22 protein-coding genes and 1 pseudogene are annotated in these 26,942 nt (G+C 44.1%); 20 read left to right on the top strand and 3 right to left on the bottom strand.

Annotated features, from left to right (window positions below):
• Positions 1-68: 68 nt before the first annotated feature.
• Genes I6E24_RS01630 through I6E24_RS01620 form a run of 3 tightly spaced genes read left to right on the top strand, consistent with a single transcriptional unit; the run spans position 69 to position 4,247 of the window.
• Complete coding sequence (locus I6E24_RS01630; RefSeq protein ID WP_394800346.1) at positions 69-1,517, top strand: TolC family protein; 1,449 nt, start codon at positions 69-71, stop codon at positions 1,515-1,517.
• Between the two features lie 40 nt (positions 1,518-1,557).
• Complete coding sequence (locus tag I6E24_RS01625) at positions 1,558-2,913, top strand: sigma-54-dependent transcriptional regulator (RefSeq protein ID WP_235325714.1); 1,356 nt, start codon at positions 1,558-1,560, stop codon at positions 2,911-2,913.
• A gap of 11 nt (positions 2,914-2,924) precedes the next feature.
• Positions 2,925-4,247 (top strand): sensor histidine kinase, encoded by a 1,323-nt coding sequence (locus I6E24_RS01620; protein WP_235325713.1) that lies wholly within the window; start codon positions 2,925-2,927, stop codon positions 4,245-4,247.
• Here the strand turns inward: I6E24_RS01620 and I6E24_RS01615 are convergent.
• Positions 4,247-4,857 (bottom strand): annotated as a pseudogene (locus I6E24_RS01615) (aldo/keto reductase); the annotation flags it as partial. The gene I6E24_RS01620 and the pseudogene I6E24_RS01615 overlap by 1 nt on opposite strands.
• 548 nt (positions 4,858-5,405) lie before the next feature.
• Here I6E24_RS01615 and I6E24_RS01610 point away from each other — a divergent pair.
• The 17 genes from I6E24_RS01610 to I6E24_RS01535 all read left to right on the top strand — a co-directional run bounded on the left by I6E24_RS01610 (position 5,406) and on the right by I6E24_RS01535 (position 24,094).
• On the top strand, positions 5,406-5,804 hold the full coding sequence (locus tag I6E24_RS01610) for a LytR/AlgR family response regulator transcription factor (RefSeq protein WP_204509008.1): 399 nt from the start codon (positions 5,406-5,408) through the stop codon (positions 5,802-5,804).
• Positions 5,805-5,819: 15 nt separating this feature from the next.
• The gene (locus I6E24_RS01605; protein WP_204509007.1) at positions 5,820-6,608 is read left to right on the top strand and encodes an FHA domain-containing protein; all 789 of its coding nucleotides are present in this window, start codon (positions 5,820-5,822) and stop codon (positions 6,606-6,608) included.
• Positions 6,609-6,612: 4 nt separating this feature from the next.
• The gene (locus tag I6E24_RS01600; RefSeq protein ID WP_239469685.1) at positions 6,613-8,781 is read left to right on the top strand and encodes a protein kinase domain-containing protein; all 2,169 of its coding nucleotides are present in this window, start codon (positions 6,613-6,615) and stop codon (positions 8,779-8,781) included.
• A 251-nt stretch (positions 8,782-9,032) separates the two neighbouring features.
• Positions 9,033-9,518, top strand: coding sequence for a hypothetical protein (locus I6E24_RS01595; protein ID WP_204509005.1), 486 nt, complete (start codon positions 9,033-9,035; stop codon positions 9,516-9,518).
• 42 nt (positions 9,519-9,560) lie between these two features.
• Positions 9,561-10,859, top strand: coding sequence for a hypothetical protein (locus I6E24_RS01590; RefSeq protein ID WP_235325712.1), 1,299 nt, complete (start codon positions 9,561-9,563; stop codon positions 10,857-10,859).
• A 20-nt stretch (positions 10,860-10,879) separates the two neighbouring features.
• Complete coding sequence (locus I6E24_RS01585) at positions 10,880-11,944, top strand: leucine-rich repeat domain-containing protein (protein ID WP_204509002.1); 1,065 nt, start codon at positions 10,880-10,882, stop codon at positions 11,942-11,944.
• Positions 11,937-12,323: a hypothetical protein gene (locus tag I6E24_RS01580; RefSeq protein ID WP_204509001.1), complete on the top strand. Its 387-nt coding sequence runs from the start codon at positions 11,937-11,939 to the stop codon at positions 12,321-12,323. The genes I6E24_RS01585 and I6E24_RS01580 overlap by 8 nt, the downstream gene beginning before the upstream one ends.
• Positions 12,324-12,463: 140 nt before the next feature.
• Positions 12,464-13,393, top strand: coding sequence for a hypothetical protein (locus I6E24_RS01575; protein ID WP_204509000.1), 930 nt, complete (start codon positions 12,464-12,466; stop codon positions 13,391-13,393).
• On the top strand, positions 13,383-14,111 hold the full coding sequence (locus I6E24_RS01570) for a caspase family protein (protein WP_235325710.1): 729 nt from the start codon (positions 13,383-13,385) through the stop codon (positions 14,109-14,111). The genes I6E24_RS01575 and I6E24_RS01570 overlap by 11 nt, the downstream gene beginning before the upstream one ends.
• Before the next feature lie 208 nt (positions 14,112-14,319).
• On the top strand, positions 14,320-14,889 hold the full coding sequence (locus I6E24_RS01565; RefSeq protein ID WP_204508998.1) for an FHA domain-containing protein: 570 nt from the start codon (positions 14,320-14,322) through the stop codon (positions 14,887-14,889).
• Between the two features lie 81 nt (positions 14,890-14,970).
• On the top strand, positions 14,971-16,299 hold the full coding sequence (locus I6E24_RS01560; protein ID WP_204508997.1) for a PP2C family protein-serine/threonine phosphatase: 1,329 nt from the start codon (positions 14,971-14,973) through the stop codon (positions 16,297-16,299).
• A 9-nt stretch (positions 16,300-16,308) separates the two neighbouring features.
• Positions 16,309-18,066 carry a WG repeat-containing protein gene (locus I6E24_RS01555; RefSeq protein ID WP_235325708.1) on the top strand — a complete coding sequence of 586 codons (1,758 nt, stop codon included), beginning with the start codon at positions 16,309-16,311 and terminating at the stop codon, positions 18,064-18,066.
• A gap of 45 nt (positions 18,067-18,111) precedes the next feature.
• Positions 18,112-20,379 (top strand): serine/threonine protein kinase, encoded by a 2,268-nt coding sequence (locus tag I6E24_RS01550; RefSeq protein WP_235325706.1) that lies wholly within the window; start codon positions 18,112-18,114, stop codon positions 20,377-20,379.
• Between the two features lie 39 nt (positions 20,380-20,418).
• On the top strand, positions 20,419-20,796 hold the full coding sequence (locus tag I6E24_RS01545; protein ID WP_235325704.1) for a hypothetical protein: 378 nt from the start codon (positions 20,419-20,421) through the stop codon (positions 20,794-20,796).
• Positions 20,797-20,832: 36 nt separating this feature from the next.
• Positions 20,833-20,958 carry a hypothetical protein gene (locus tag I6E24_RS17185; RefSeq protein WP_262911870.1) on the top strand — a complete coding sequence of 42 codons (126 nt, stop codon included), beginning with the start codon at positions 20,833-20,835 and terminating at the stop codon, positions 20,956-20,958.
• A 245-nt stretch (positions 20,959-21,203) separates the two neighbouring features.
• Entirely contained in the window at positions 21,204-22,883 is a 1,680-nt protein-coding gene (locus tag I6E24_RS01540) for a serine/threonine protein kinase (RefSeq protein ID WP_235325702.1), read from the top strand.
• A gap of 20 nt (positions 22,884-22,903) precedes the next feature.
• Positions 22,904-24,094, top strand: coding sequence for a tetratricopeptide repeat protein (locus tag I6E24_RS01535; protein ID WP_235325700.1), 1,191 nt, complete (start codon positions 22,904-22,906; stop codon positions 24,092-24,094).
• A gap of 299 nt (positions 24,095-24,393) precedes the next feature.
• Here I6E24_RS01535 and istB read toward each other — a convergent pair whose 3' ends face one another.
• Positions 24,394-25,167, bottom strand: coding sequence for an IS21-like element helper ATPase IstB (istB, locus tag I6E24_RS01530; protein WP_204448074.1), 774 nt, complete (start codon positions 25,165-25,167; stop codon positions 24,394-24,396).
• The gene (gene istA / locus I6E24_RS01525; protein ID WP_204507799.1) at positions 25,157-26,722 is read right to left on the bottom strand and encodes an IS21 family transposase; all 1,566 of its coding nucleotides are present in this window, start codon (positions 26,720-26,722) and stop codon (positions 25,157-25,159) included. The genes istB and istA overlap by 11 nt, the downstream gene beginning before the upstream one ends.
• Positions 26,723-26,942 lie beyond the last annotated feature (220 nt).

Below are 26,942 nucleotides of genomic sequence, written 5' to 3'. Positions count from 1 at the left end.
GAAAATTCAATTTTCCCGAATTTATGAAACGAACTGTTATACTTATTTGCTCTCTAATCTCTCTTAATATGGCGCTTGCAGCCGGAGGAACAGACTCTCCGGTGCATCGACGCGCCATCTCACTTGACGAGGCTATCACATTGGCACGTGTACAGAGTGTGGATGCTGCAGTGGCTTTGAACGAGCTGAAAACCGCCTATTGGGAATATCGTACGTTCCGTGCAGACCTTCTACCTGAAATAAACTTTTCTGCAAATCTGCCTTCATACAACAAAAACTACAACTCCTACCAGCAGGAAGACGGTTCATATACATTTGTCAGAAATAACTATATGCAGATGAACGGACAGCTTTCAATCGACCAGAACATCTGGTTTACGGGAGGTAAACTGTCATTGAACACCTCACTCGATTTTCTGCGTCAGATGGACGGAACAGTAGGAAACCGATTTATGTCGGTCCCTCTCGCACTTACTTTGAGCCAGCCTATTTTCGGAGTGAATAACATAAAGTGGAACCGCCGTATAGAGCCGGTACGCTATGCCGAAGCAAAAGCCGCTTTCCTAAGCGCAACCGAGGAAGTGACAATGACAACCATAAATCATTTCTTCAACCTGCTGCTGGCAAAGGAAAACGTAATGATAGCGCGTCAGAACCTTGCCAATGCCGAAAAGCTTCACGAAGTGGCAAAGGCAAAACGACGTATGGGACAGATTAGCGAGAATGACTTGCTGCAACTGGAACTGAATGTGCTCGATGCCCGTTCTACCCTGACTTCAAATGAAAGTTCGTTGAAGAGCTGTATGTTTACTCTACGTTCTTTCCTCGCCCTAAGTGAGGACGAAGAACTCGAACCTATAGTCCCGGATTCTGTACCGGACGTGCGGTTAGACTATGATGACGTACTACAGAAAGCTCTTGCCAATAACTCTTTCGCCCACAATATCCGCCGCAGACAACTGGAGGCCGATTATGAAGTGGCAAAGGCTAAAGGGAATATGCGCGAAATTACTCTCTTCGCTCAGGTAGGTTTCACCGGTACGGACAACCGTTTCGACAGCGCCTATCGTCGGTTGAAAGACAATCAGGTAGTGGAAGTAGGATTCAAGATTCCTATACTGGACTGGGGCAAGCGTCGCGGACAAGTAAAAGTGGCACAGAGTAACCGCGAAGTGACAGAAAGCAAACTGCGTCAGGAATCCATGAACTTCAACCAGAATATCTTTATACTGGTTGAGCAGTTCAACAACCAGCAGACACAGCTTCATCTGGCTGATGAGGCTGACCAGATAGCCAGAAAACGCTATCACACCAATGTAGAGACTTTCATGATAGGAAAGATTTCCACACTCGACCTGAACGACTCGCAAAGCCAGAAGGATGAGGCACGCCGTAAGCATATCAACGAACTGTTTTATTACTGGTATTATTATTATCAGTTGCGCAGTCTGACACTTTGGGATTTCGCGACGAACACCGGAATTGATGCCGACTTTGAAAAGATTGTCAGAAAATAAAACCACAGATTAAAGGAATTATATTTACTTTTGCAGAGTTATGATACTGATAATTGATGATGATAGTGCAATACGTTCCTCGCTCAGTTTCATGCTGAAGAGGGCAAAGTACGATGTTCTGGCTGTTTCCGGTCCTAAAGAGGCTATAGAAACAGTCCGTTCCGTTACACCACAACTTATTCTGATGGATATGAATTTCAGTCTTTCCACCAATGGCGAGGAAGGACTGATACTGCTCAGGCAGGTCAAGCTGTTCTGCCCTGATGTTCCTGTAATATTGATGACAGCGTGGGGAAGTATCCCGTTGGCAGTACAGGGTATGCAGGCAGGAGCTTTCGACTTCATCACAAAGCCATGGAATAACGCCGCCCTGATGCAACGCATAGAAACAGCTCTGGAACTGACATCAAAAGACAAGTCTGCCGATACGGTTTTAACTGACGATGACGGATTCGACCGCAGTCATATCATAGGCAAGAGCAAGGCATTGCTTGATGTTCTTACTACAGTAAAAAGAGTGGCTCGTACCGGAGCATCGGTACTGGTAACAGGCGAAAGCGGAACGGGCAAGGAACTTATTGCAGAGGCAGTACATATGAACAGTCCGCGCAGGAACAAGCCGTTTGTAAAAGTCAATCTTGGAGGTATCTCACAGACACTTTTCGAAAGTGAGATGTTCGGACATAAGAAAGGGGCGTTCACCGATGCCGTGACGGACCGTAAAGGACGTTTTGAACTGGCGGACAAGGGTACAATCTTCCTCGATGAAATAGGAGAGCTGGATCTGTCGTGTCAGGTCAAGTTGCTCCGTGTCCTGCAGGAGCAGACATTCGAACCTCTTGGCGAAAGCCGCCCGCGGAAGGTAGATGTGAGAGTGGTGTGCGCCACGAATGCCAACCTCGAACAGATGGTGCGTGAACACACATTCCGCGAAGATCTTTTCTATCGTATAAATCTGATAACGGTACATCTTCCGGCATTGCGCGAACGAAGGGAAGATATCCCATTGCTTGCACGTCATTTTGCCGACAGCCGCTGCAAAGCCGACGGACTTTCTCCTGTTGAATTGACTGACGATGCTCTGGATTATCTGAGCCGCCTGCCCTACCCCGGAAACATACGTGAGCTGAAAAATCTGGTAGAACGTACATTGCTGGTATGCGGCAAACAGCTGCTTACAGCCGATGACTTCAAGGCACAGTATCATCCGGCTTCTACTACATCGGTAACTGAAAACCTGCAAGGTCTGACCTTGGAGGAGCTGGAGAAACGTACCATCATGCAGGCACTTGAAGCACACGGCAATAATCTTTCGCAAGTTGCCCTCTCATTAGGTATCAGCCGCGCGGCCCTGTACCGCCGTCTGGAAAAATACGGCATTTCGTTCAACGACTAAACCCAATAAGGATGAAACTGAAAAACCTGTTCTTTCTGCTGGCTATATTACTGATGTTCGCATGGGGTATCCTGTTCTTCTTCACTTTAAAAGAGAAGGGAACACTCCAGTATGTAGGCGAGGCTGTTATAACTCTCAGCCTTATTGTCCTGGTTTATTTTTACCGCAAAGTGGTAAAACCTCTGGACAGTATAGCCAACGGAATGGATTTGCTTCGCGAACAGGATTTCAGCAGCCGTCTTGCTCCTGTAAGACAGGCTGAAGCAGACCGTATAGTAGATATGTTCAACAGAATGATGGACCAGTTGAAAAACGAACGGTTAAGACTCCGCGAACAGAACTACTTCCTTGATTTGCTCATCAATGTTTCCCCAATGGGAGTTATCATACTCGATTTCGACGGAAAGATTTCCATGCTTAATGCTGCCGCCCTACGCTTTCTGGGATACACATCGGCAAACGAACTGACAGGAAAAGAGTTCAAGAATCTGGAATGTCCGCTGGCTGAAGAGATAGACCGGTTGCCAAAAGATACAACCGACACTATCCGCCTGAGCGACTCGATGATTTACCGCTGCTCACGGCTTTCGTTTGTTGACAGAGGATTTGCACACCCCTTTGTTCTGATAGAAAGTCTGACTGCCGAAGTGGTTAAAGCCGAAAAGAAGGCATACGAGAAGGTTATCCGCATGATTGCCCACGAGGTAAACAATACCACGGCAGGTATTACTTCCACGCTGGAAACAGCAAGCGAGGCACTGAAAGAGATGGAAGATACGGAAGACATACAGGAAGTTATGAAGGTATGTGTGGAACGCTGTTATGGCATGAGCAGCTTCATAACCAATTTTGCAAATGTAGTAAAGATACCGGAGCCAAATCTTGAACAGGTAAGGCTGAACGACAGGGTTTCCGCCTGCCGCATGTTTATGGAGACTGTCTGCCGCGACCGTAAAATAACTCTCCACAACGAGCTTTGTCCGGAAAATCCTGTTGTAAAAATAGATACTGTACTGTTTGAACAGGTACTGGTCAATATAATAAAGAATGCCGCTGAAAGTATCGGCGAATGTGGCGACATATACATCCGTACTACGGATTCACCCGTAACGCTCGAAATAGCAGATACAGGTAAGGGTATCAGCCGGGAAGTGGAAGCCAAACTTTTCAGCCCTTTCTTCTCCACAAAACCGAACGGCCAGGGTATCGGTCTGATTTTCATCCGCGAGGTATTGACAAAACACGGATGCACCTTCTCCCTGCGAACCTATTCCGACGGACTGACACGTTTCCGCATCTCTTTTCCCAAGAATCCTCCTCTTGCTATTCTCTAATCATCAGGTATGCCATTGGGATACCTGTCTGTCAGCAAGCCCCGGGCAAGTGGTCTTCCTCGGGCTCACGGTTTATAATATTATATCTGCCCTGATACAACAGACACGGCACTTTTTCGGACTTCAGATATCCGTATGCTGACCCGGCCTTGTCGGCAGGATATTTCTATATTCCGACGTATAATGCCTTTCCCATTCTCACAATATCAACAAGCGCCTGCAATGTTTCCTCCAACGGAGTTTCAGGGTCATCCGTTTTCCTCGAGCCCCACTCTCCGTACGGTCCGGGCCACATATCATGTCCGGCTTTGGTAGAGATAAAGAGTTCGTCACGATACGGAGCGAATGAGGTCTTCATTATATGTCCGAAAGTCTCTTCCGCCGAACCGTACGAAGGTCTGTAGTTATTGGCCAAATCAATATGGGTTATACCATTATCGAAAGCATAATGCAACTTTTTCCTACTGTTTGACAATGTATCCACATCGCCGAAGTTATGCCACAATCCCAAAGAAATCTCAGGGAGAAGAATTCCGCTCTTGCCGCATCTGCGATACTTCATCTTCCCTTCATATCTGTCGGGAGCTGCAGAATATACCGGTTCTATCATAATTATACCAGATTTATGTATTTGAGTTAATATGTTACAAAGATAAGTGACAATATGAAGTGACCGAAAGCACATGCGGGATACCGGACTCCGACTTTGCAAATTAAAAAGCATACACTCTTTTGCATCAAATCATACGACCTTCTCAACCAAAACTAACTGTCTTTTGAGCCAAAACTAACTATCTTTTGAGAAGGGGCATGCAATGATTGGAGAAGGGTATTCAATGCGCTTGCGACTGACTGGAAAACCGTTCACAGGAAGAAGCTTTCAGGAAGAAAACGGAATGCGTCAATTTATCCAACAATCACAATTACTAAAAATCCACTTAGTACACGAATAGGAACAAATAGATACAATATAGGCATTTTAACCCAAAAACGACATTAAAAAATATGTGACGCAGCGAAAAACTGTAGTTCAAAAGGCATTTTTTTAGCCGCTATGAAGCGAAATTTCACAAAAATTTTCTTTATCTTTGCTTGGACGATTTCATTAAACGAATAATGAAGACGCCATACCTTTGTTTTACGAAATAATAAAATTGAATGAAAAAATACCTGTATCTCAATTCAAGGGATGAGTTTTACAAAGTAGACATTTCGAAAATAGTCTATTTTGAGGCAGACGGCAATTACACGAATTTCGTCCTTTGCAACAAGCTGAAAGGCGTTGTCTTAATGAACCTTTCACAGATGCGAACTATGCTGAGCGAAAGTCTGAAAGAAGAGGCGTCCATCTTCGCGCGCATCGGCAAACGGTTTATTATCAACCTCAACTACGTGTACCACATTGAAGTGCTGCGCCAAAAGTTGACGTTAAGTGACGGGGAAGTATTCGCCTACCAACTGCCTATTTCGAAAGAAGCCTTAAAGAAACTGAAGGACTTATATGTGACATCCATCACAGGAAAAAAATCCGCATCCCAAAAACATACCGAGAACTAATAAAAACTACACCATATGACAGACGCATTAAAAGGAAAGACCATCCTCATCGGGAAAGAACCGGGACAAGGCCGATTATTGATAGCCATAAAAGGAATGCCTAAAATCGCTACGTTAGGGCAAATAAGTTCAGTACCCAACAGCGTGAGCCGATGCAAGCCGGCAGAAGGTGTCGCGCATTGTCAAATTGAAGTGGACCAAGCTGGCAACATGACTCTGACCAATCTGAAAGCGCAGAATGTGACATTTGTGAATGGAACGGAGATTATGTCGAAACGCATTGATACGGCCAGTGCCATTACTTTGGGCAAGGACCGATTTGGCATTAATGTAACGGAAATAATAAACACTGCCCAGAAAATCCTAACCGTCGGCGGAGGTGGTGTTGGTGAAAACATTGGAACCGGAAGCGGACCATACTCCATTAAACATTTAAAGAATGTATGGGATGACTACAGCGGTAGCCTGAAACAGATAAAAATCCGCCAAAAAAACATCGGGCTTTTGGCAAGTATTCCCATCGCTTTTTCCATGTTGGGCGGTCTTATAGCAGGTGTAGCTCCCGAAATACGTTCTTTCGCACTGGTATTTACTGGAATAGCGCTCGTTGTGATGCTTATAGGCTTTTACAAACGCTTCACGGACAAATCCATTGAAGAGACGGAGCAACTGAACGAGAAGTTCCAGGACCGGTACGTATGCCCCAACCCGAAATGCCACCACTTCTTAGGCAACCAACCCTACAACATCTTAAGGCAAAACAAAAATTGTCCGTATTGCAAATGTCAATGGACGGAGGAATAGTTTTATGCATTTACCGAATGACACGCTCCTACAAGGAGGGAAATACAAAATCAAAAAGGTGCTTGGTCAAGGATCATTTGGCATTACCTATTTAGCCACTTCTAAATTTAAAAGCCAAGGTGCATTAGGCGAGATAGAAGTGGAAGCCCAAGTTGCCATCAAAGAATTTTTCATGGCCGACATCAACAACCGTAATGCCAATGGTAGTTCAGTAGACGGCACATCGGGCAGCATTTGCGCCAACTACAAGCGGAAATTCCGAAAGGAAGCCGAAAATCTGGCAAAACTTTCACATCCTAATATAGTGAAAGTATACGATGTATTTGATGAGAATCAAACCTCCTATTACGTGATGGAGTATGTAGAAGGCAACAATTTAGACAATTACATCGCACAGCATGGGAAAATATCCGAAGAAAAGGCCATCGGAATCACCCGTGAAATAGGCGAAGCACTTTCTTACATGCACGACCATAAAATGCTGCATCTGGATGTGAAGCCTAAAAATGTAATGTGCCGGGCGAACGGACACTATTGCTTAATAGATTTCGGGCTTTCCAAACAGTTTACCGACAACGGCGAACCGGAGTCAAGTACCACCATCGGTCTTGGCACTCCTGGCTATGCCCCTATAGAACAAGCACATTTCAAGAAATACGGCACATTCCCCGCCACACTTGACGTGTATGCATTGGGTGCCACACTGTTCAAAATGCTGACTGGCAAACGACCTCCGGAAGCAACCGCTATTCTCAACGAAGGATTCCCTGCCACAGCCTTGGAAAAGGAAAACGTACATGCGGCAAGCATCCATGCGATAGAAAGCGCAATGGCGCCTATCTGCAAACATCGCATACAGTCTGTTCGCCAATTTTTAGAAGAGCTTCATGCCAATACAGTACAGGATAACACCACGAATGACGAACAAACATCTTTCAACGATGTTGTTCCTGTTGATGTACAAAAGCCTAAGGAAGTGCAAAGTCTGAAAACATGCATAGCCTTACAGTTCACCAACCTTCTGAATTTTAAAGGAAACGCAACCCGTGCCGAATTTTGGACAGCCTTTTTCATATCCATCCCCATTTGGATAATCGGCTTTATATTAGATGTTCTTCTATTTGTCGGGATTTCTTCTACGAATTATAACAAAAGTGAGTTCCTATGCGTTTTCTTAGGTTGTATATGGGCTTTGTTACCAATTCTTGCTGTCGCTCTTCGCCGATTGAACGATATTGGACTAAGCAAAAATATATTATGGATAACCTGCTCACCTTTAATCTTTGCTTTATTATATACAATTACCAATAACTTAAACTACGATAGAGCAGCCAATGAGTTCTTTGGAAATTCTATCGTTTCAACAGTCCCTGCTTTATTCTCACTACTCGCCTACAGCCTGCCTTCAAATTTAAAAAGGACAAAACAGGAAAACTATACTGCAACATTGAATAAAATAGGGTTGATTAAGGACAACAAGAATAAATCCGTTGGTCTGACAATAAATTTATTGTTCATAGGCATTTCGCTTTTCTCTTTAGGAATCGCTTTTTCAGAAATTTCAAAATGGGGCATTTCAAGTTTAATAACTTCAGCATGTATGTTGCTAACGTTATTCTTCGCTGTGAGAATGATAATGGGTAAACCTGCCTATAAAATCTTACCAATCTTCCTTCTGCTTATTGTCGCTTTTATTCAGAATATCGTAGGTAATGGAAACGACTTCCAGACATACGTGTTTATTATACTCTATTATTGGCTCTTTATCCTGTGCTCCAATTTTAAAATTGGCACTGTGGTTTCCAAATCTTTCTTGCGACTTAGAGACTTGCACCCAATCGTACAATGTGCACTTATTCTATCTACGGTTATGTTGCTGATAGCCTTGCCCTGTGTTTTCAGCAATGTACACTTAGAGTATTATTGCCGTGGTTTCGGAGAACTGTTAGTCATAACATATAGCTTATATCTGATATGGAGAAACCGTAAAATGGGACTCATACTTCCAGCATTCGTACTCTTTGTCGGCTATTGGTTTGAAATATTCGAGAATAATGATAATATGTATAATTGGATTGTAGAGCAAAGTATCACTGCTGTATATTTGTCTCTATTATTGTTGTTTGTTTTTGTAAAGAGGAAAGGTAAATCCGCATGGGCGTACATGAAATAGAGATACGCCAATCTGCGGCAATGATACTATTAATACAATTTTATAGTTTAATCGTATTATATGAGCATTTCATGTACCAATCCCGCCATTACATACAGGATACCTGAAAAGATTTTGAGATAAGCGAGGAGAAAGTTACTTTTGCATCAGAATAACAAACTAAAAAACAATATATTATGGAAAAGAAAGAGCGTAAAATCAAGGAAAATGTAGCGACAGGAGCTAGCTCTGTCGCAGGCGCAGCCGTAGGTGTGGTAGGAGCTAATGTAATTGCACAAGAAGTTAATGCGGCAGAAGTGACGAACCAGGAAACCATCACAACGCCATCTGCAAATGATGAATTTGTGGCCGAACCCGTTCATCAGCAAGAAAACCAGCATGAACCGGCCCAGCCGGAACCTTCATCCACTCCGGAAGATACTCAAGTGGAAGTACTCAGTTACGAGACTGTCACCAACGAGGACGGCAGCCAGGCAAACTTGGCCGTAGTTGCAGTGGACGGGCAACCGGTTATTATCGGTGATTTGGATGGAGATAACGTGGCCGACGTAATGGCTTCCGACCTCAACCTGAACGGGGAGATTGAAGAGAATGAAATGATTGACGTATCGAACGAAAACATTGCAATGAGTCCTTTCCAACAAGAAGCGACAAGTATGGATAACGACATGTACCTGGCTTCGCACGACACTCCGGATTACGTCAATGACGCCAATGTAGACGCCTATATGGCCTGAAAGAATAACGAAAACATGTATTACCCTCAAAAATGAACAATCATGAAAACCGAAGATACCATTTACGACACTCATGAAGCAACAACGCTTGACGGAACACAGAACAACGGACAAGGAGTGAAAGCCGAGAACACAGCCAAGAGAAACGGGATTTGGAAAGAAGTAGCCATCGGAGCCGGAACTGGCATATTGTTCGGCTCGGCAGCCACCTTCTTCACCAGTGCGGCAGAGGGCAAGGACGAACCGCAACACCCGCAAGTGGACGAGCACATCCCCGTAGCTACTTGCGTAGATGACAACATGTCCTTCTCACAAGCCTTTGCCGCAGCACGCGCCGAAGTAGGACCGGGAGGCGCCTTCGAATGGCACGGCAATCTGTACAATACTTATACGGCTGAAGAGTGGAACCAACTCTCCGCCGAAGAACGGGCTGAATTCGATTCACACTTTGACTGGGCTGCTTCGACGAATTCCGATTCCGGTGATTCTATTCAGGCTGACGTGGACATGGCCAGCAAAGACATTGCGGTCGCAACCTGTGTGGACGATGACATGTCCTTCTCACAAGCGTTTGCAGCCGCACGCGCCGAAGTCGGTTCGGGAGGCGTATTCCAATGGCACGGAAACCTGTACAACACCTTTACGGCGGAAGAATGGAACCAGATGTCAGCCGGTGAACGTGCTAACTTCAGCTCCGAACTGGCATCCACCCCTATTCCATCCACTCCGTCCCATCATACGTCAAACAGCCATAACGCAGGCTACACCCCGCAACAACCGCAGGATGACTCAGAGCTGGAAGTAATCCATAGCGAGACCGTCACCTGTGAGGATGGAAGTTTGATGGACGTAGCCATCGTAAACGTGGATGGACAAGAAGCCATCTTAGTAGACTTCAACCGAGACGGCATCATTGACGCAATGGCCATGGATTTGAACGCAAACGGACATTTGGACGATGATGAAATAATTGATGTTTCTCAAGAAAATATAGCCATGGTGACACCCAACAATCCTCCTACAGATGATCCCCAGGCAACTGTTCTCTCTTACGAAACGGTAACTACCGCAGACGGCAGCCAAATGGACGTTGCAATAATGAATATAGAAGGACAAGACGCAATCTTAATAGACGCAGACATAGACGGAAGAGCTGACTACATCGCTATGGACATTAATGGAAACAACCAACTGGACGAAGGAGAGATTACCGACATTTCCCAAGAGAACATTGCCATGCAACCGTTCCAAGAAGCAGCCGACATGAACCAGAACAACTACTTAGCCATGGGAGACGAAGGTCCCGACTATCTGAACGGAGCAAATACAGGCGAGGCATGATTTAATTAAGCGAAACGATTATGAAAAAGATCAGACTATTAATAAGTATGGCGTGCATAGGGGTCAGTACCCTAATTGCAACAGCCCACGACTTCACGGCTACGATTGACGGCCAAAAGATATACTTCAACATCACCAGCAAAGCCCGTCAGACAGCCGAAGTGACTTACAAAGGAAGCATAGCCGACGTACGTATTCCTGAAACGGAAGGCATACTGGAAATACCGGCAAAGGTAAAACACGGGAAAGTGGTATATAGCGTTACCAAAATCGGACCGAAAGCGTTTAGCGGAGCGACGGAACTGACCGGCGTGATACTGCCTTCATCGGTCAAGGAAATCGGTGACTTCGCTTTCGAAGGATGTACCGCACTCAGCAAGGTGATATTCCCCAGTGGAGACGTGAAGATGGGACAAGGCACTTTCTTCAAATGTTCGGCCTTAAAAGACCTTTCGTTCGGAAGCGACTGGGAAACACTGAATCTGGCTCCCTACCGTTGGAGTGACTCTCTGCATATCGTCAACATCCCCGCTAAAGTAGAGAAAGTGATGAACCTCAAATCCATCGCAAGTCTTCGCGAAGTGAATGTGGATGCAAACAACGCCAAGTTTTCCGCTTACAAAGGAGCGCTCTACAATAAAGACTATACTATATTATATGGTGTACCCCGCTCCTACAAAGGAACGCTGAAGATAAAAGAAGGCACAACGGACATTACACAAGGGGCTTTGATAGACTGTCCGGACATAACACTCATAGACATACCGGCTTCCCTTCAGGTTCTATCTTTCAGAGAAACCTCCCGCATGTCTGATTTGGAAGAAATTGTATTCAGAGGAGAAACTCCCTTGACCACTGCCTACAACAACGGACAAGCCTGCTTCCTGCTGCAAGTGGCAAATCCTTCTGTCAAAATAAACGTGCCCAAAGACGCAAAGAAAGAATATGCCAAACAGTTGGTCGTCACTCCGGGTGAATATACCGAATCAGCGCAAACCGGCAGCATTCCTTACATGGTAGAAGCCGCCTCGCTGCCTCAAGCTAAAAACATTAAAGGACTCAAAAATTTCAACGATTATGATTAAGAGCAGCCTTATTACACTTTTGGTTATAGCTGCGGCAAGCTTTGTAATGCCCAGCACAACCTCTGCGCAAAACGTCTCCAAGGCGGACTCCACGTTGACAGCTCTTCGTCTCAACGAACTAAAGAACCGCCAAGCAGACATTCAGAGAAAGATTGAAATAGAGGATCGCAAAAGAAATCAGTCAATCGAAGGCGTATCCTTAGAGAGCATGGAAAAAATGAATTTGGTCCAAGACTCCATTTGTTTGGAACTGCGCTCCCAGTTGGTGGAAATTGAACTGGAAATAGCCGAACTGACTCCTAGCAAACTTCCCGCACAGTTCATCCAGCAATACAACCGCTTGCGCCAGTCGCAAGGCAACCGGCCGGAGAAGAAATAATATAAAAATATGTCAATGTGCTAATGGACCTATTTATCAATGTCCAGCTGCATGAATACATATTGGCGCTAACTCGACATTATCAGTACATTGGCCTATTGGCACATTAAATCATCATCTAACTCTTAATACTTAGCATTATGAATACCGAAGATACAGTTTACGACAGCAACGAAAAAACCCAGTTTGACGAAACGATGTCCTCCGACAAACAGAAAGAGACTCAGACAAAGGAGAAGGAGACACCCCAAACTAAGACCAAAGGAGGTATGTGGAAGAAGGTTGCGGTAAGCGGTGGTGTAGGCATCCTGTTCGGGGCTGCTTCCACACTCTTTACCGGCGCTGCAAATCCTGATGAAGCTGTCGCGCCACACACGACTCCACCCTCTCCTACTCCCGAACCGGAACCTACTCCCATCGTAGACGAAAACATCTCAATGGCTACCTGTGTAGATGATGACATGTCATTCTCACAAGCCTTTGCCGCCGCACGGGCGGAAGTAGGACCGGGTGGCGTATTCGAGTGGCACGGCAATCTGTACAACACCTACACGGCAGAAGAGTGGGACAACATGACCGCTGAAGAACAAGGGGATTACAATGAGCATTTCGCATGGACCGCCAATTCAGCATCCGCTGATGACTCTTCCGAAATAACGGGAACCGTAGAAACCGGGCAGGCACAGTACACAAGCCATACCCAACCGGAAGATGAAGTACAGGCTTATGCCACGGACGAGTCCATGGGGGGCGGACAGGACGACGAAGTGGAAGTACTGGGCGTGGTTCATGACGACGATTACGAAGCAAACATCGGTGTGGTATCGGTGGAAGGACAAGACGTTGTTCTCATTGACGTAGACGAAGACCAGGTTTTCGACTTCATGGCCACGGACACGAACTCTGACGGAGAAATCACCGACGATGAGATTATCGACATCACCGACCAGAACCTGACTGTCGACGACTTAGGCGGTTTCACCGGCCCCGACCCTAACGCCAACCTGTATGCCTCGACTGACGAACCCGATTACATAAACTATAACGACAACAATGTATATGAAGGCTAAAATCGTCTTTACGCTCACCCTGTTCCTACTGGGGCTTTGCTCCATGGCTTCGGCCAAGGTGTATCTGGTCTCGGTAGGCATATCAGACTATCCGGGAACCAAACAAGATTTGAAGTTGCCGGTCAATGATGCCAAGACCATATCCTGGCTATACAGCAAGAACAGCAATGCCATATACAAGCAACTGCTCAACCAACAGGCCACTGCCGCCAACATCCTGAAAGCGTTGCAAGAAACTTTCAAGAAAGCCGGCACCAACGACATTGTGGTATTTTTCTTCAGCGGACATGGCTACCCCGGAGGCTTTTCCGCCTACGACAAACTGTTGAGTTACGACAAGGTGCGTAAAGCCATGGCGAAAAGCAAATGCAAGAACAAGATGATATTTGCGGACGCCTGCTATGCCGGAAAAATCCGGACTCCTGGAAAAAATTCCGGCAATGCCATTGCGGCAGCCCAAAAAGCCAATGTCATGCTGTTCCTTTCATCCCGAAGCGACGAAGTATCCATTGAACGGCGCGACATGGAGAACGGTTTCTTTACTACCTACCTTCAGCGGGGACTGCGGGGAGGAGCAGACACCAACAGAGACCGCATCATAACGGCCAAAGAACTTTTTAATTATGTACATGCGGGCGTGGTGAAATTATCCGGAGACGAACAGCATCCGGTAATGTGGGGAAAGTTCTCCGACCACATGCCTGTAATGGTTTGGTAAATAATATATTATAATAAATGGGAATTTAACTGGCACACAGATGACACAGATTAAACAAGATGACCACAGATTTGGATTTAATAAAGAATTAATGTAATCAACTCCCCTCCTCCTGGAAGGAGGAGAATTGAATTACCATCAGTGTGCCATCCAAACAGCCCGATAAATTATCATTTAACGTTGTACACTCACTTAAAAACATAAACATATGAATGAGATTTTAAAAATAGGTTGTCCGGTTTGCGGAAGTGTCCTTTCAGTGAAGAACCAACCGGGAATCGAATCCAAGTCTGTGACTTGCCCCATCTGCAAAAACAAGTCGCCTTTTTCCGCTTTCAAGAGAATCGTAAACAAGGAGGAGAAAACCGAATACCCGGACAAAGAGAAAACTTCCTATTCGGAAGAAACTCAAGTCAATGGAGGACCAAACTATACGCTGGGTAAGTTGCTCGTCCCGTCCTTACATCTTTCTTTCCAACTGAAACCCGGAAAGAACATCATCGGACGCAAGGCGTCGGCTTCATCAGCCACTTGTCAAATACCTTGCGAGACGAAACGTATGAGCCGGGAACATCTGGTGATTGAAATCAAAAAAATTCCGGGGAAAGGCTTCGTACATTGCGCCTCTCTGTACAAAGAAAAAGTGAACGCCACTTTCATCGGACAGAACAAACTGGAGTTTGGTGATTGCATCGTCTTGAACCATCGTGACATCATCCGCCTGCCCGACGTAGAAGCACGTTTCGAAATTCCCGATGAAGAAGGGACGGATATATAAATAGGAATTTAGCAGCCCCTCCCCATCCCTCCCCCGAAGGGAGGGGGCTAAAATTATCATTCAACTTAAAACAGCATTATTATGAAATATAAACTGAAAGTATATACGATTTGGGAATACGGGCAACGGAAAGACGCCGAAGGTAATCCCCACCAGGAAGATTGTACATTCCCGCTTCCGAACAGTATCAAGGATACAGACCGCACGTTTATCCTTTGCGATGGAATGGGAGGTCACGATGCCGGCGAAGTGGCCAGTGCCACCGTATGCGAAGCCATGGGGCAGTCTATTCAGAACTCACAACTTAACGCGGAAGGAAATTTCACCGATGAAATGTTCCGAAAAGCCCTTACCGATGCTTTTGACGCCTTAGATGAAAAAGACACGGAAGCCGCCAAGAAGATGGGCACCACCATGACATTCTTAAAGCTCCACAAAAACGGATGCACCATTGCCCACATGGGCGATAGCCGTGTGTACCACATCCGCCCTGGAAAAACGGCAGCCGACACCCGCATCCTCTTCCAAACCAAAGACCACTCGCTGGTCAATGACCTGATAGCCATCGGTGAGCTGACCGAGGAAGAAGCCAAGCACTCGCGCCAGAAGAACGTCATCACCCGTGCCATGCAACCCCATATGGAACATCGTCCCAAAGCCGACATGTACCACAGTACGGACATCCGTCCGGGCGATTATTTCTACCTCTGTTCCGATGGCATGCTGGAGAACATGGAAAGCCCGCAAATCTGCTACAACTTTTCCGATGCCGCCGGCACAGATGAAGAAAAAGTGAAACGGCTGACTCAAGCCACCTCCGAGAACCGGGACAACCACACTGCCATCATCGTACACATTCTGGAAGTCACCGACCCTGTGGAGGAACGGAAACCAGCACCGGCTCAAGCTCCGTCAGCCCCTACCCCCATCATGGCTGAAGTGCACGATGAAACAGAAGAGGAAGAAGAGGGAGGGGGAAAAGACGGGAAACCGGTTCAAATTCCACAAACAACCAACCGGAAGGGCAGTCTATCCCGATACCTACTCATCGCACTGGTCACACTCATCGTAGCATTCGCCATCGCCCTCTATTTTCTAGTCTTCGCCAAAGGAGCGGATAAAGACAAGGCGGGGAAAAAAGAACCCGCACGGACGGAACAGAAGGTGGATGACAAGCAGGGAGAAAATGTACCTCCCGCCAATCCACAACCGCCTAAAAAACAACAAGTGGAACAAACCCCACCAGCCGAAACTTCTCTGAACCAGCAGACGGTTAATGCCAATGAAGCAGTAGTTCAAGAGGCAATAAATCATGCGGAACCATCCGACCCCGACAATGAAGAGGAAGAAATCGTAGAAAGTGATGAAGATAAGATAGAAAACATGACCGACAAAAAAGCCAACGAATAAAACAGAACCATGGAACTCACCTCCTTACAAAACGGACGATACAAGATAGAAAGCATCTTAGGCCAGGGCGGTTTCGGCATCACGTACCGGGCCGTCCAAACTTCCTTGGGGCGCACGGTCGCCATCAAGGAATTTTTCATGAAGGACTATTGCGAACGGGCGGAAGGCTCCACCCATGTCACCATGGGAACCCAAAGCAGCCGGGAAATGGTGCAACGCTACAGGGACAAGTTCGAGAAAGAAGCGCGCACCTTGGCCAGACTGAAACATCCCCATATCATCCCCGTCATTGACGTGTTTCAAGAGAACAACACCTCCTACTACGTCATGGAGTATGCCGAAGGAGCCTCGTTGAAGCAACAGGTAGATGAAAAAGGGCCTTTATCCGAAGCACGGGCGGTGAATTACATCCTTCAGGTAGCGGATGCCTTGCGCTATCTTCACGGGCAACACATCTGCCACCTGGACATCAAGCCGGCCAATATTCTGACCACAGCTCACGGAGAAGCCATCCTTGCCGACTTTGGCCTTGCCAAACAATACGACGAAGAAGGAGGCGAAACTTCCACTACCCCGATAGGTAGAAGCAAGGGATATGCTCCGCCCGAACAATATATGACAGAGGGTATAAAAGCCTTTTCCCCCGAAACGGATGTCTATGCCATAGGTGCTACCTTATACTTCTTGCTGACTGGGAACACACCTCCTGAGTCTATCGTCTTGGGCGAACAGAGTTTGAATGTGAGTCATCTCTCTCCACGTATGGGGAAGGCTGTGTTGGCAGCCATGCAGTCCAAGCGGACAGAACGAGTGACATTAGATAAGTTCGAAGCACTCTTGAATGAGAAGGAGGAGCAAGCGGATTCAAGTCATGACGAAGATGTAACCGTTATTGACGTAATGAATAGAGACCATTCTACTCAATATAAATACGAAAAAGAGATTCTTTCTAACAGCAAGTCTACGATTAGCTTTTTGGGAAAAAATAAGAGACTTATCGTTGGAATCAGTATATGTATACTGATTGTATGTATATTCATATCTATAAATTCAATTGACAAACCTTTACAAACGATAGACGAATTAACCGATACATCCGAATTGCTTTCCAGCTCAAATGTACAAACAGAGCAAATAGAGTACGAAAAAATTTACAAATTCTTTGAGGGTATGGCTGTTGTAAGACGGAATGGAAAATACGGATATATTAATGAGAAAAGAGAAGAAGTCATTCCTTGCCAATACGATGACTGCAGTTCCTTCAAATACGGAATAGGAGAAGTCAAGTTAGGTGAAAAACTAGGTTTTATAGACAAAACCGGAAAAGAAATTGTTCCATTGAAAACATACGATGAAACCTATCAATATGGAAATATAATCATAGTAGGTCTTAACTCGCACAAAGGGATGTATGACAATCATGGAAACTTAATTGTTCCAATTAAATATGAAGATATAGATTATTCATCGGAAGGATATTCCGAAGGGTTAATAGCCGTACAACAAAATGGGAAATGGGGGTTTGTTGACAAACAAGACAATGTGATTATTCCATTTAAATATGAATTAGCGATGAATTTTTCAGAAGGATTGGCTGGTGTACAATTTAACGGGAAAACAGGTTTCATAAATAAGAAAAATCAAATTGTTATTGATTTTATCTATGAATTGGTTCTACCTTTCAAAAATGGAGAAGCCCTTGTTCGCATAAAACCTGGAACCGCAGCCTATATAGACAAGGAAGGAAACATATTAAGATATGTCTAGCAAGACTTCGCATTTGACGGATAAACTATCAATCATTTTAATACAATGAACGAAAACACATTAACCATAGGCACTGTCCTGCGAGGCAAGTCCTACATCTACACCATTAAAAAGGTGCTGGGTCAGGGCACATTCGGCATCACATACCTCGCCACTACCCGTGTGAAGGTGGCCGGAGCACTGGGCGAGTTGGAAACCACCATGCAGGTAGCCATTAAGGAATTCTTCATGCGCGACATTAACGGGCGCGAGGAGAACACCGTAACTACTGGAAGCAAAGGTGGTCTCTATTCCAACTACCGTCAGAAGTTTGCTCGTGAAGCAGAGAACCTCAGCAAGTTGCATCACCCGAACATCGTTAAGGTGCTTGAGTATTTCGAAGCGAACAACACCGTATACTATGCCATGGAGTACGTAGAAGGAGGTAGCCTGGACAGCTACATTATAGAGAAAAAGGGCCTGTCGGAGGAAGAAAGTATCAAATACATCAGGCAGATAGGTGAAGCCCTAGCCTATATGCATGCCCATAAAATGCTCCACCTGGATTTAAAGCCGGGTAACGTGATGCTACGGCTGAATAAGGATGCTGTATTAATCGACTTCGGTTTGTCCAAGCAATACGATGAAAACGGGGAACCGGAGTCTAGCACCTCAGTAGGCAGCGGCACGCCCGGCTACGCACCTCTGGAGCAGGCCAACTACCACGAAGGCAAGGGATTCCCTGTTACGATGGACGTGTATGCGCTTGGTGCCACGCTCTTCAAAATGTTGACAGGAATGCGCCCACCGGAAGCTCCTGAAATATTAAACGAAGGTTTCCCTGCATACGAGTTACAAAAGCACGGGATAAGTAATGCTGTGATAGCCAGCATAGCTAAAGCTATGGCGGTACTTAAGAAAGAACGGTTACAGAATGTAGAAGCATTCCTTAAGTTGCTGAATAAGGATGAGGAAACAAAAAAAGATGAAGATACAATACTTGAAAACTCAATCATAAGGAAACGAATCCGTCTGTATGACTCCATCAACGATATTACCATATCGTATTGTGAAGCATCCTTCCCTGGATATCGCAGCTTCAAAGCCAAATTTACACGAAACTCTATTGAAGTGGATAGTTATATAGAAGGAGAATTTGTCAAAAAACAAGAATGTCATTATAGCATCACACAATTTGAGATACTTATTTCGAAAATCAATTCACTGATGCTCTATAAAGTATCACCAGCTGTTAAGAGCCAGGGATTTTGTGGTGGAGAAAACATCTACCTGGAAATAGAAAACAAATTGGATGTATATCATTATGGGACAAAATGGAATCATTTCGGTACACTCGATGGTGATGTCTATCCGCTGCTGGAAATGATACAGAAAGAGATTCCCGACTATGACGGTCTGTGGACTTCCGGCACTCCGCAAGAGGACGATATTTCCAATGTCCTGCAAAAATATAAGAAGCCGTTGCTGGGAGTACTTGCTGCATGCCTACTCATAGGATGGCTGATAACTTGCCTTAATGACAATGATAGGAAAACAGGCTCCTTTACACCTATAAGCAGGGATACGTATGCTTTGGATACAATAATGGTGGAAGATACATGTTTTACAGACTCAGCAATGGTGTATGCCATAGATTCACAGAAAACGGAAGCAGCCGAAGATGAGATTTTGCGACCGGGATATTACAAAGTAGATAACCATATAGCAGTGGACTTGGGATTATCGGTAGATTGGGCTACTTGCAACGTTGGTGCAGAAAACCCATGGGAGTCGGGTGACTACTTTGCATGGGGGGAAGTGGAACCCAAGAAGTCCTATTGGTCAAAGACATATAAATATTGTGCCGGCACCACAGAGAGTTGCTTCAAGATAGGCAAACTGGTGCCCCGTCCGTGGGACAAAGATCTTATGGTATACGACATCTCCGAATCTGAATATGACGCTGCTTATACTCAATGGGGAAAAGGCTGGCGTATGCCAGCTATCTGGGAAACTAGGGAATTGGAAATGAAATGTACGTGGGTGTGGACAGAAAATAATGGGATGAAAGGAGCCATGGTGACCGGTCCGAACGGAAATTCCATCTTCTTGCCGGCAGCTGGTGTGATGAAAGGAAGTAAGAAAGAGTTTTCCGAGGGAGCATCTTACATACAAGGGAGTTATTGGACATCCACATGCTTCCCTAACGAATACGGGTATGCAACATATTTAGGTGTATCATCCAGTAGTAGAGAATATGACACTCAGTTTTTTCAAAATTACAGATTCCATGGCTATATGATTCGCCCTGTAGTAATTTCTAGCAAAGAGTAATCATGAACAATTGTTTTCACTTGTAACATGAAATGCACAATGAATGATAAAGAGGAAAACATGATAATTACCATCACGGATTCGGATGGGAAGGAAACAGAAGCGACAGTCACTGCTATAGATGAGGAAGACAATGATACTGAAATAATGGAAGGAATATTATATGAAGATGATATACCGATGATGTTATCCGAGATGCAAGGAACAATAGATATTGAACGTGGTACACTTAGAATGTACATTGATATGAACGAATCTTCTTATGAAGAAGATAGTCAATCGACAGAATATGTTTTCGAAGATGATTCCCTGATGGTTGATATCCCTTCTTTGACTGCGTATTATTCGTCAGAGACAGATTATTTTGCAGATTTAAATTATTCATTAGATAACGAACCTTTACAAACAAACTCTTAAAGCTATGACTCAAGGAAGAAGTGTTAGAGGTACATAATGAGAAGCAGAGATGAACCTTCTTTTGACATCAATAACTATTATGCTCGTGTGCCCATCTATCGGGACCGCAGAAACATCAGCGACAAAGACGACCTGCAATGCGACATCTGTGGTTGCACCTAGATTGTCTGCCGTGTGGTCTGCAAGTCAATCTACCGGTATTGGGAATGCAGCAATACGTACTCTGGCTACAATCACATCTCTCATATAAGCTTCTGCTCCTCATGTGGAGCAAAGCCTGAGAATCTGGCCAATATTTATGATTTACAAAGACCATCAGGGTTGCCCATTCCCGACATAAAAGACTGTACCGATGAGCTCAATGAAAATTATCCGCCCCAAATACCAAAAATAAAATGAAAAGCAATATGAACGAAAATACATTAACCATAGGCACTGTCCTGCAAGGCAAATCCTACTCCTACACCATTAAAAAGGTGCTGGGGCAGGGCACATTCGGCATCACTTATCTGGCCACAACCCAAGTAAAAGTACACGGCGCGTTAGGTGAACTGGAAACCACCATGCAGGTAGCCGTCAAGGAATTCTTCATGCGCGACATCAACGGGCGCACGGAGAACACCGTGACTACAGGAAGCCAAGGAGGACTCTATGCCAATTATAAGAAGAAATTTGCTCGCGAAGCGGAGAATCTAAGCAAACTACATCACCCCAACATTGTAAAAGTATTGGAATTCTTCGAAGCCAACAAGACTGTCTACTATGCCATGGAATATGTAGATGGAGGAAGTCTGGACAAATATATCAAACCATATCAAGGTATACCCGAATCTGAAGCTCTTAAACAAGCCAAGCAGATAGGCGCAGCCCTCTCCTATATGCACACCCACAAGATGCTACACTTAGACTTAAAGCCGGGGAACATCATGCTCCGTAAGAATGGGGATATTGTACTCATTGACTTCGGCTTGTCTAAACAATACGACAAGAACGGAGAACCAGAATCAAGCACAAGTGTAGGAAACGGCACTCCCGGCTATGCCCCCATTGAACAAGCCAACTATCACGAAGGCAAGGATTTTCCTGTAACCATGGATGTATATGCCTTTGGAGCGACCTTGTTCAAGATGCTGACGGGTGTCCCTCCTCTCAAAGCCGATGAAATCTTGAATGAAGGTTTTCCAGCATACGAGTTGCAAAAGCATCAAGTCAGCAACTCATTGATAGCCTGCATAGCCAAAGCCATGTCACCCATGAAGAAAGACAGGCCGCAGAGCGTGGAAGCATTCTTACAAGAATTAACTGGCATGAAAAGTCAGAAAATTCCTCAAGAAGTTTCTCCGACAACCAAACCACAAATAGAAAGAAAAGAAAAGGAACCTTTACATCCTCATTCCACTCCTAATTTCTGGGGGAAATATAAGAAGCCTATTATAGGAGCAAGCACATGTGCGCTGATCATCTGCGTATTTCTGATTGTAAAATCAATCAACAAGCAGGATATCAAGCCAGATATAATGTTCCCTCAAGATTCGATTGCGGTTGCAGAAGTTATTGAAGAAACTCATGACTCGCCAGACTCTATAGCAACAACGGCACCAGAGACTGATACGGCTTCTTCGGATTCTATAGCCGTAGAAGTGGAAACGAAAGAAGAACGCTTTCAGAAAGCCATGAAACTTCAGGGGAAAAACAAAGAAAATGCTCTGCTCCAACTGGCAGATGAAGGCTATGCTTATGCTTATTTCCCTTTGGCGGAATATTATTTCTCAACCCAACAAAATAAGCAAGCGGATAAATGGCTGGCTAAGAGTCTGCTCACAGGGAAACGACATGAAGCAGAAAGACTCATAGAAAAAAAGATAAGTTCTGGAGATTTTGGCTTGGTAAATACAATGCGTATGATAGAAAATCAAGCAAACACCGGACATGAAGAATATTATTGCTTATTGGCTAAATGGTATTTAGGGCGAAACGAAGATACCCAAGCAGACAAATGGTTACGTAAGGCTATTGCAGCAGGTATAAACAAAAAGGAAACTCGTCAAATTGAGCAAACTTTACGGGAAAGAGGATTTTACGATTAATCAACCTATAAAATACGAATATGAAAAAGTTTTTATTTTTAGCACTGAGTTTATTGGTGTGGAGCAATGTCATGGCTCAAAGTGAATGGACACAACTGGAAATGGAGGTGAAAGCGGAAGCCGGAGATGTGGAAGCGCAAAGCAAATATGGTTTATGGTTTCTGCAACAAGGGAAAAGCGAAGAAGGAGTTTATTGGCTCAAAAAAGCGGCTGATAAAGGTGACTCAGAAGCGCAATATAATTTGGGCGTACATTACTATAACAATAAACTTTATAATCAAGCACTCCCTTGGTGGAGAAAAGCTGCCGCACAAAATAATACAGATGCTCAACGACAATTAGGCTTGCACTATTTGAATAATAATAATTATGAAGAAGCTTTTCCTTGGCTGGAAAAGGCGGCCAAAACTGGAGATGCTTCTGCCCAATGTGGATTGGGTAATTATTATTCTTTCTACAAAAAGGACAAAGAGCAAGCGGCATATTGGTATACTCAAAGTGCCGAGCAGAATAATGCGCAGGCTCAAAATTTTTTAGGCATTTTATGCATGGAATCCGGCAAGAATGAAGAAGGAGTAGAATGGTTCCAAAAAGCAGCCCAAGCGGGATATCCGAAAGCACAGTTCAACTTAGGTCTCCATTATGAAAAGAATAATAATTGGGAACAAGCTGTATTATGGTATAAAAAAGCAGCCGAAAAAGGAGATGCCAAAGCGCAATGTTCCTTAGGTACCTATTATTTAAACCACAAAAATTTTGAACTTGCCCTATTCTGGTCAGAGAAAGCTGCAGAACAAGGAAACGCAATTGCACAACGGAATTTAGGCATTTATTATGATTCCACAAGGAAAGATCTCGCCCAAGCAGAGTCTTGGTTTAAAAAAGCCGCAGAACAAGGAGACGCAGTTGCCCAAAACTTACTAGGCATTGTCTACATGAAAAAGCATCAAAATGAAGAAGGTGTCTATTGGTTTAAGAAATCGGCGGAACAAGGCTATGTGCATGGCGAGTTTAATTTAGGCCTCCACTATTACAACAACAAAAACTATACGGAAGCTGTCCCTTGGTTCAAAAAAGCCGCCGAACAAGGTAATGTCAGTGCCATGGAAAAGCTTTCTGCCTGCTATCGCTATGGCCGAGGAGTAGAAAAGGATATTAAGCAAGCGGAAGTTTGGGCAGATAAAGCCAAACAGACTTCCAACAATCCTTAAATTCTAACCGAACCAATCACGTTACGCAAGAGCATGCTAAAACATAGTATGCTCTCGCGCAGCATATTAAATGAACTAGATAAGAAAGTGAAATATTACAACCCGGAATCAATGGCATCAGGCATGACAGATGGTGATGGAGACTACTAAAAGGTATTTTCGTTGTCTATTGGAAAATATAAAGTCACTTGATCCACTATTATACTTTTAATTGACCCATCAAAAAAATATTAGAATTAAGTAGAGAAAAATGCATTTTAACCCGGGTCAGTTTCAATTATAATTTTTTATAGCAGATACTACTTCTTTTTAGCATTAATCTTTCTTACAGAATCACCCGTTAGCTCAATTTTGTGTGCAGTATGTACGATTCTGTCCAGGATTGCATCAGCTACCGTAGGATCTCCAATTGCATCATACCAGCTTTCGACTGGAAGTTGTGACGTTATTATGATTGATTTTAGTCCGTGTCTGTCTTCTATTATTTCCATAAGTATTGACCTTTCTCTGGCATCCAGTCCTATAAGAAACAGATCGTCAAGAATAAGCAGTGAACACTTTTCAATTTTTTTCATCTCAGATTCTATAGTTCCCTTGTTTTTGGCCATTTTAAGCTGTCCCATAAGCTTTGACGCATTGGAGTATAAAGTTCTGACTCCATTTTTGCATGCTTCATATCCTATTGCTGAAGCTATATAGCTTTTACCTGTTCCGGAGCTTCCTGTGATAAAAATATTCTGTCCGTCTCTTATAAAATCAAGAGAAGCAAGTCTCTCGAGCTGGTTCCGGTCAAGGTTCCGTTTTATTGTATAGTCTATTTTTTCCATATATGCCTTATATCTGAAGTTTGCAGATCTTATCAGTCGTTCAATGCTTACATTGCGTCTGTAATCATACTCGCTTTCAAGAAGCCATTTCAGGAACTCATCGTTTGTCATACCATCAGAGGATGTTGTCCTGCAGTCATTTCTGTATGTTTCAAGCATACCGTAAAAACGTAATTTGGAGAGTAACTCCATTATTCTGTCCATATTTTTTCCGACAGTTCTGTTTGTTTTATTATTACTTGTCATTTTTATCTATGTTTTTAGAGTTAAAATAATCCTTACCTCTGAGATTTCTGTGTTTAGGGGTAAGTTCAGGAGCAAGCCCTTCCATTTGTATATGATACTTTTCATCTTCCCTGTTTACCAGAAGGCTTTCAAGTTCGTTGAACCCGAACATGCAGGATTCCATTGCTATCTGGCATGCAAGAACCACTCTGTCGTGTCCGAAACGTTCCACAAGACATAATATACCATCAGCTGAACGTATAGCCTGAACAGGATATTTTTTGGCAACAGCCACCAACTTTATATACTCTTCCACTACCGTGTCTATTTCACGTGCCTTGCGGTATATATCATCCATTCTGATTCTGTATTCATGTAGTACTCCGGGAAGTTTATGGGAAGGTTTTTCTGAATAAGTGAAAGGTGTATCATCCCTGCGATGTGTCGTTATGTGTCTGAATTTATAATATATCTCCACTGTGTCCCCATCATACAGTAATTCTACAGCATCGCCTATATACTCTTTAGGAACACTGTAATAGTGATTGTTAAGCGATACATAACTGTTTTTCATGACAGTTGCCGTTTTCCGGTTTTTTGATATAAATCTTGTTGCCGGCAATATATGTAGCCTGTCTTTCTCGACCTCGAGGAAACGCTCCCTACGGCTGTAGCTGCGGTTGTACATCTTTCGGCTGTTCAATGCGTCAGTATGTTTCATTATTTCTATGTTCAAGGCTTCAATATCATTGAATTTCAATCCTGTCATCTTTGAATAGACCTCCCTGTAAAGCAGTCTTACAGCATTTTCAACCAAAGCCTTGTCTTTGGGTTTGCGCACTCTTGCCGGAAAGACAACACAGCCGTAATGGTCTGCAAATGCTGCAAAGTCATCATTTATTACAGGCTCTATTCCACCGGGCTTTGTTACGGCAGATTTGAGGTTGTCGGGAACTATGGCATTGGGTACACCTCCAAAATAATGGAAAGCATTTTCACATGCCTGGATAAGATATTCTTTCTTTTGCGATGGTACAGCCTCGTAATAAGTAATCTGACTGCATGGAAGTATCGCTGCAAAGACTTCTACGGGAACCTTATCACCCGTATTCCTGTCTGAAATATAAAGTTTGTCACCGGCAAAATCCACATACATCTGATCACCAGCTATATGATCTATGCGTCCAACCGGTATTTTTACCTCCCTTTCACGTCTGAGATACAGGCAGAATGAACAATAACTGTAACCTTGGGGACGGTTTCTCAGATACTCCTCATACAAGGACCTTCTTGTTGTTCCACGGGATTTAAGTCGTTTAATGTACTCAGGTATATGTTCTTGAAGATACTTATACTCTGCAGATCCTGTTGATTCGTTGTCAGTCTCCGTACCGAAAAGTTCATGCAGATGATGCTCGTCCATTTTCAACAGGCGTTCCAGCTCTATACCCATATCCTCGTATATTCGGATATACCGTTTTACTGTATTACGTGAAATCAGAAGAGAAGAACTGATACTACGGATACTCATTCCTGACTGGTAGCACCGCAGTATGTGCTTGATTCTTATTTTCATTCTTTAAAATTTTTATTCGGTTAATAATACCGGGTTAAAATGCTTTTTAAAGTACAAAAACAAGACTGAAATGTGGTAATTCTATAGGGTCAATTTTTATTATAATCTAAGTGGGTCAGTTTCGGTTATAAAGGTGGGTCAGGTGATTTTTATAATAGTGGGTCAAGTGACTTTATATTTTCCATCCTGTTACAAAGATAAAAATATTATATGAAACTGC

The sequence above is a fragment of the Bacteroides caecigallinarum genome, assembly GCF_021530995.1.
GTDB classification, from domain to species: Bacteria; Bacteroidota; Bacteroidia; order Bacteroidales; family Bacteroidaceae; genus Phocaeicola; species Phocaeicola faecigallinarum.
This window is presented reverse-complemented; position numbering and strand designations above follow the sequence as displayed.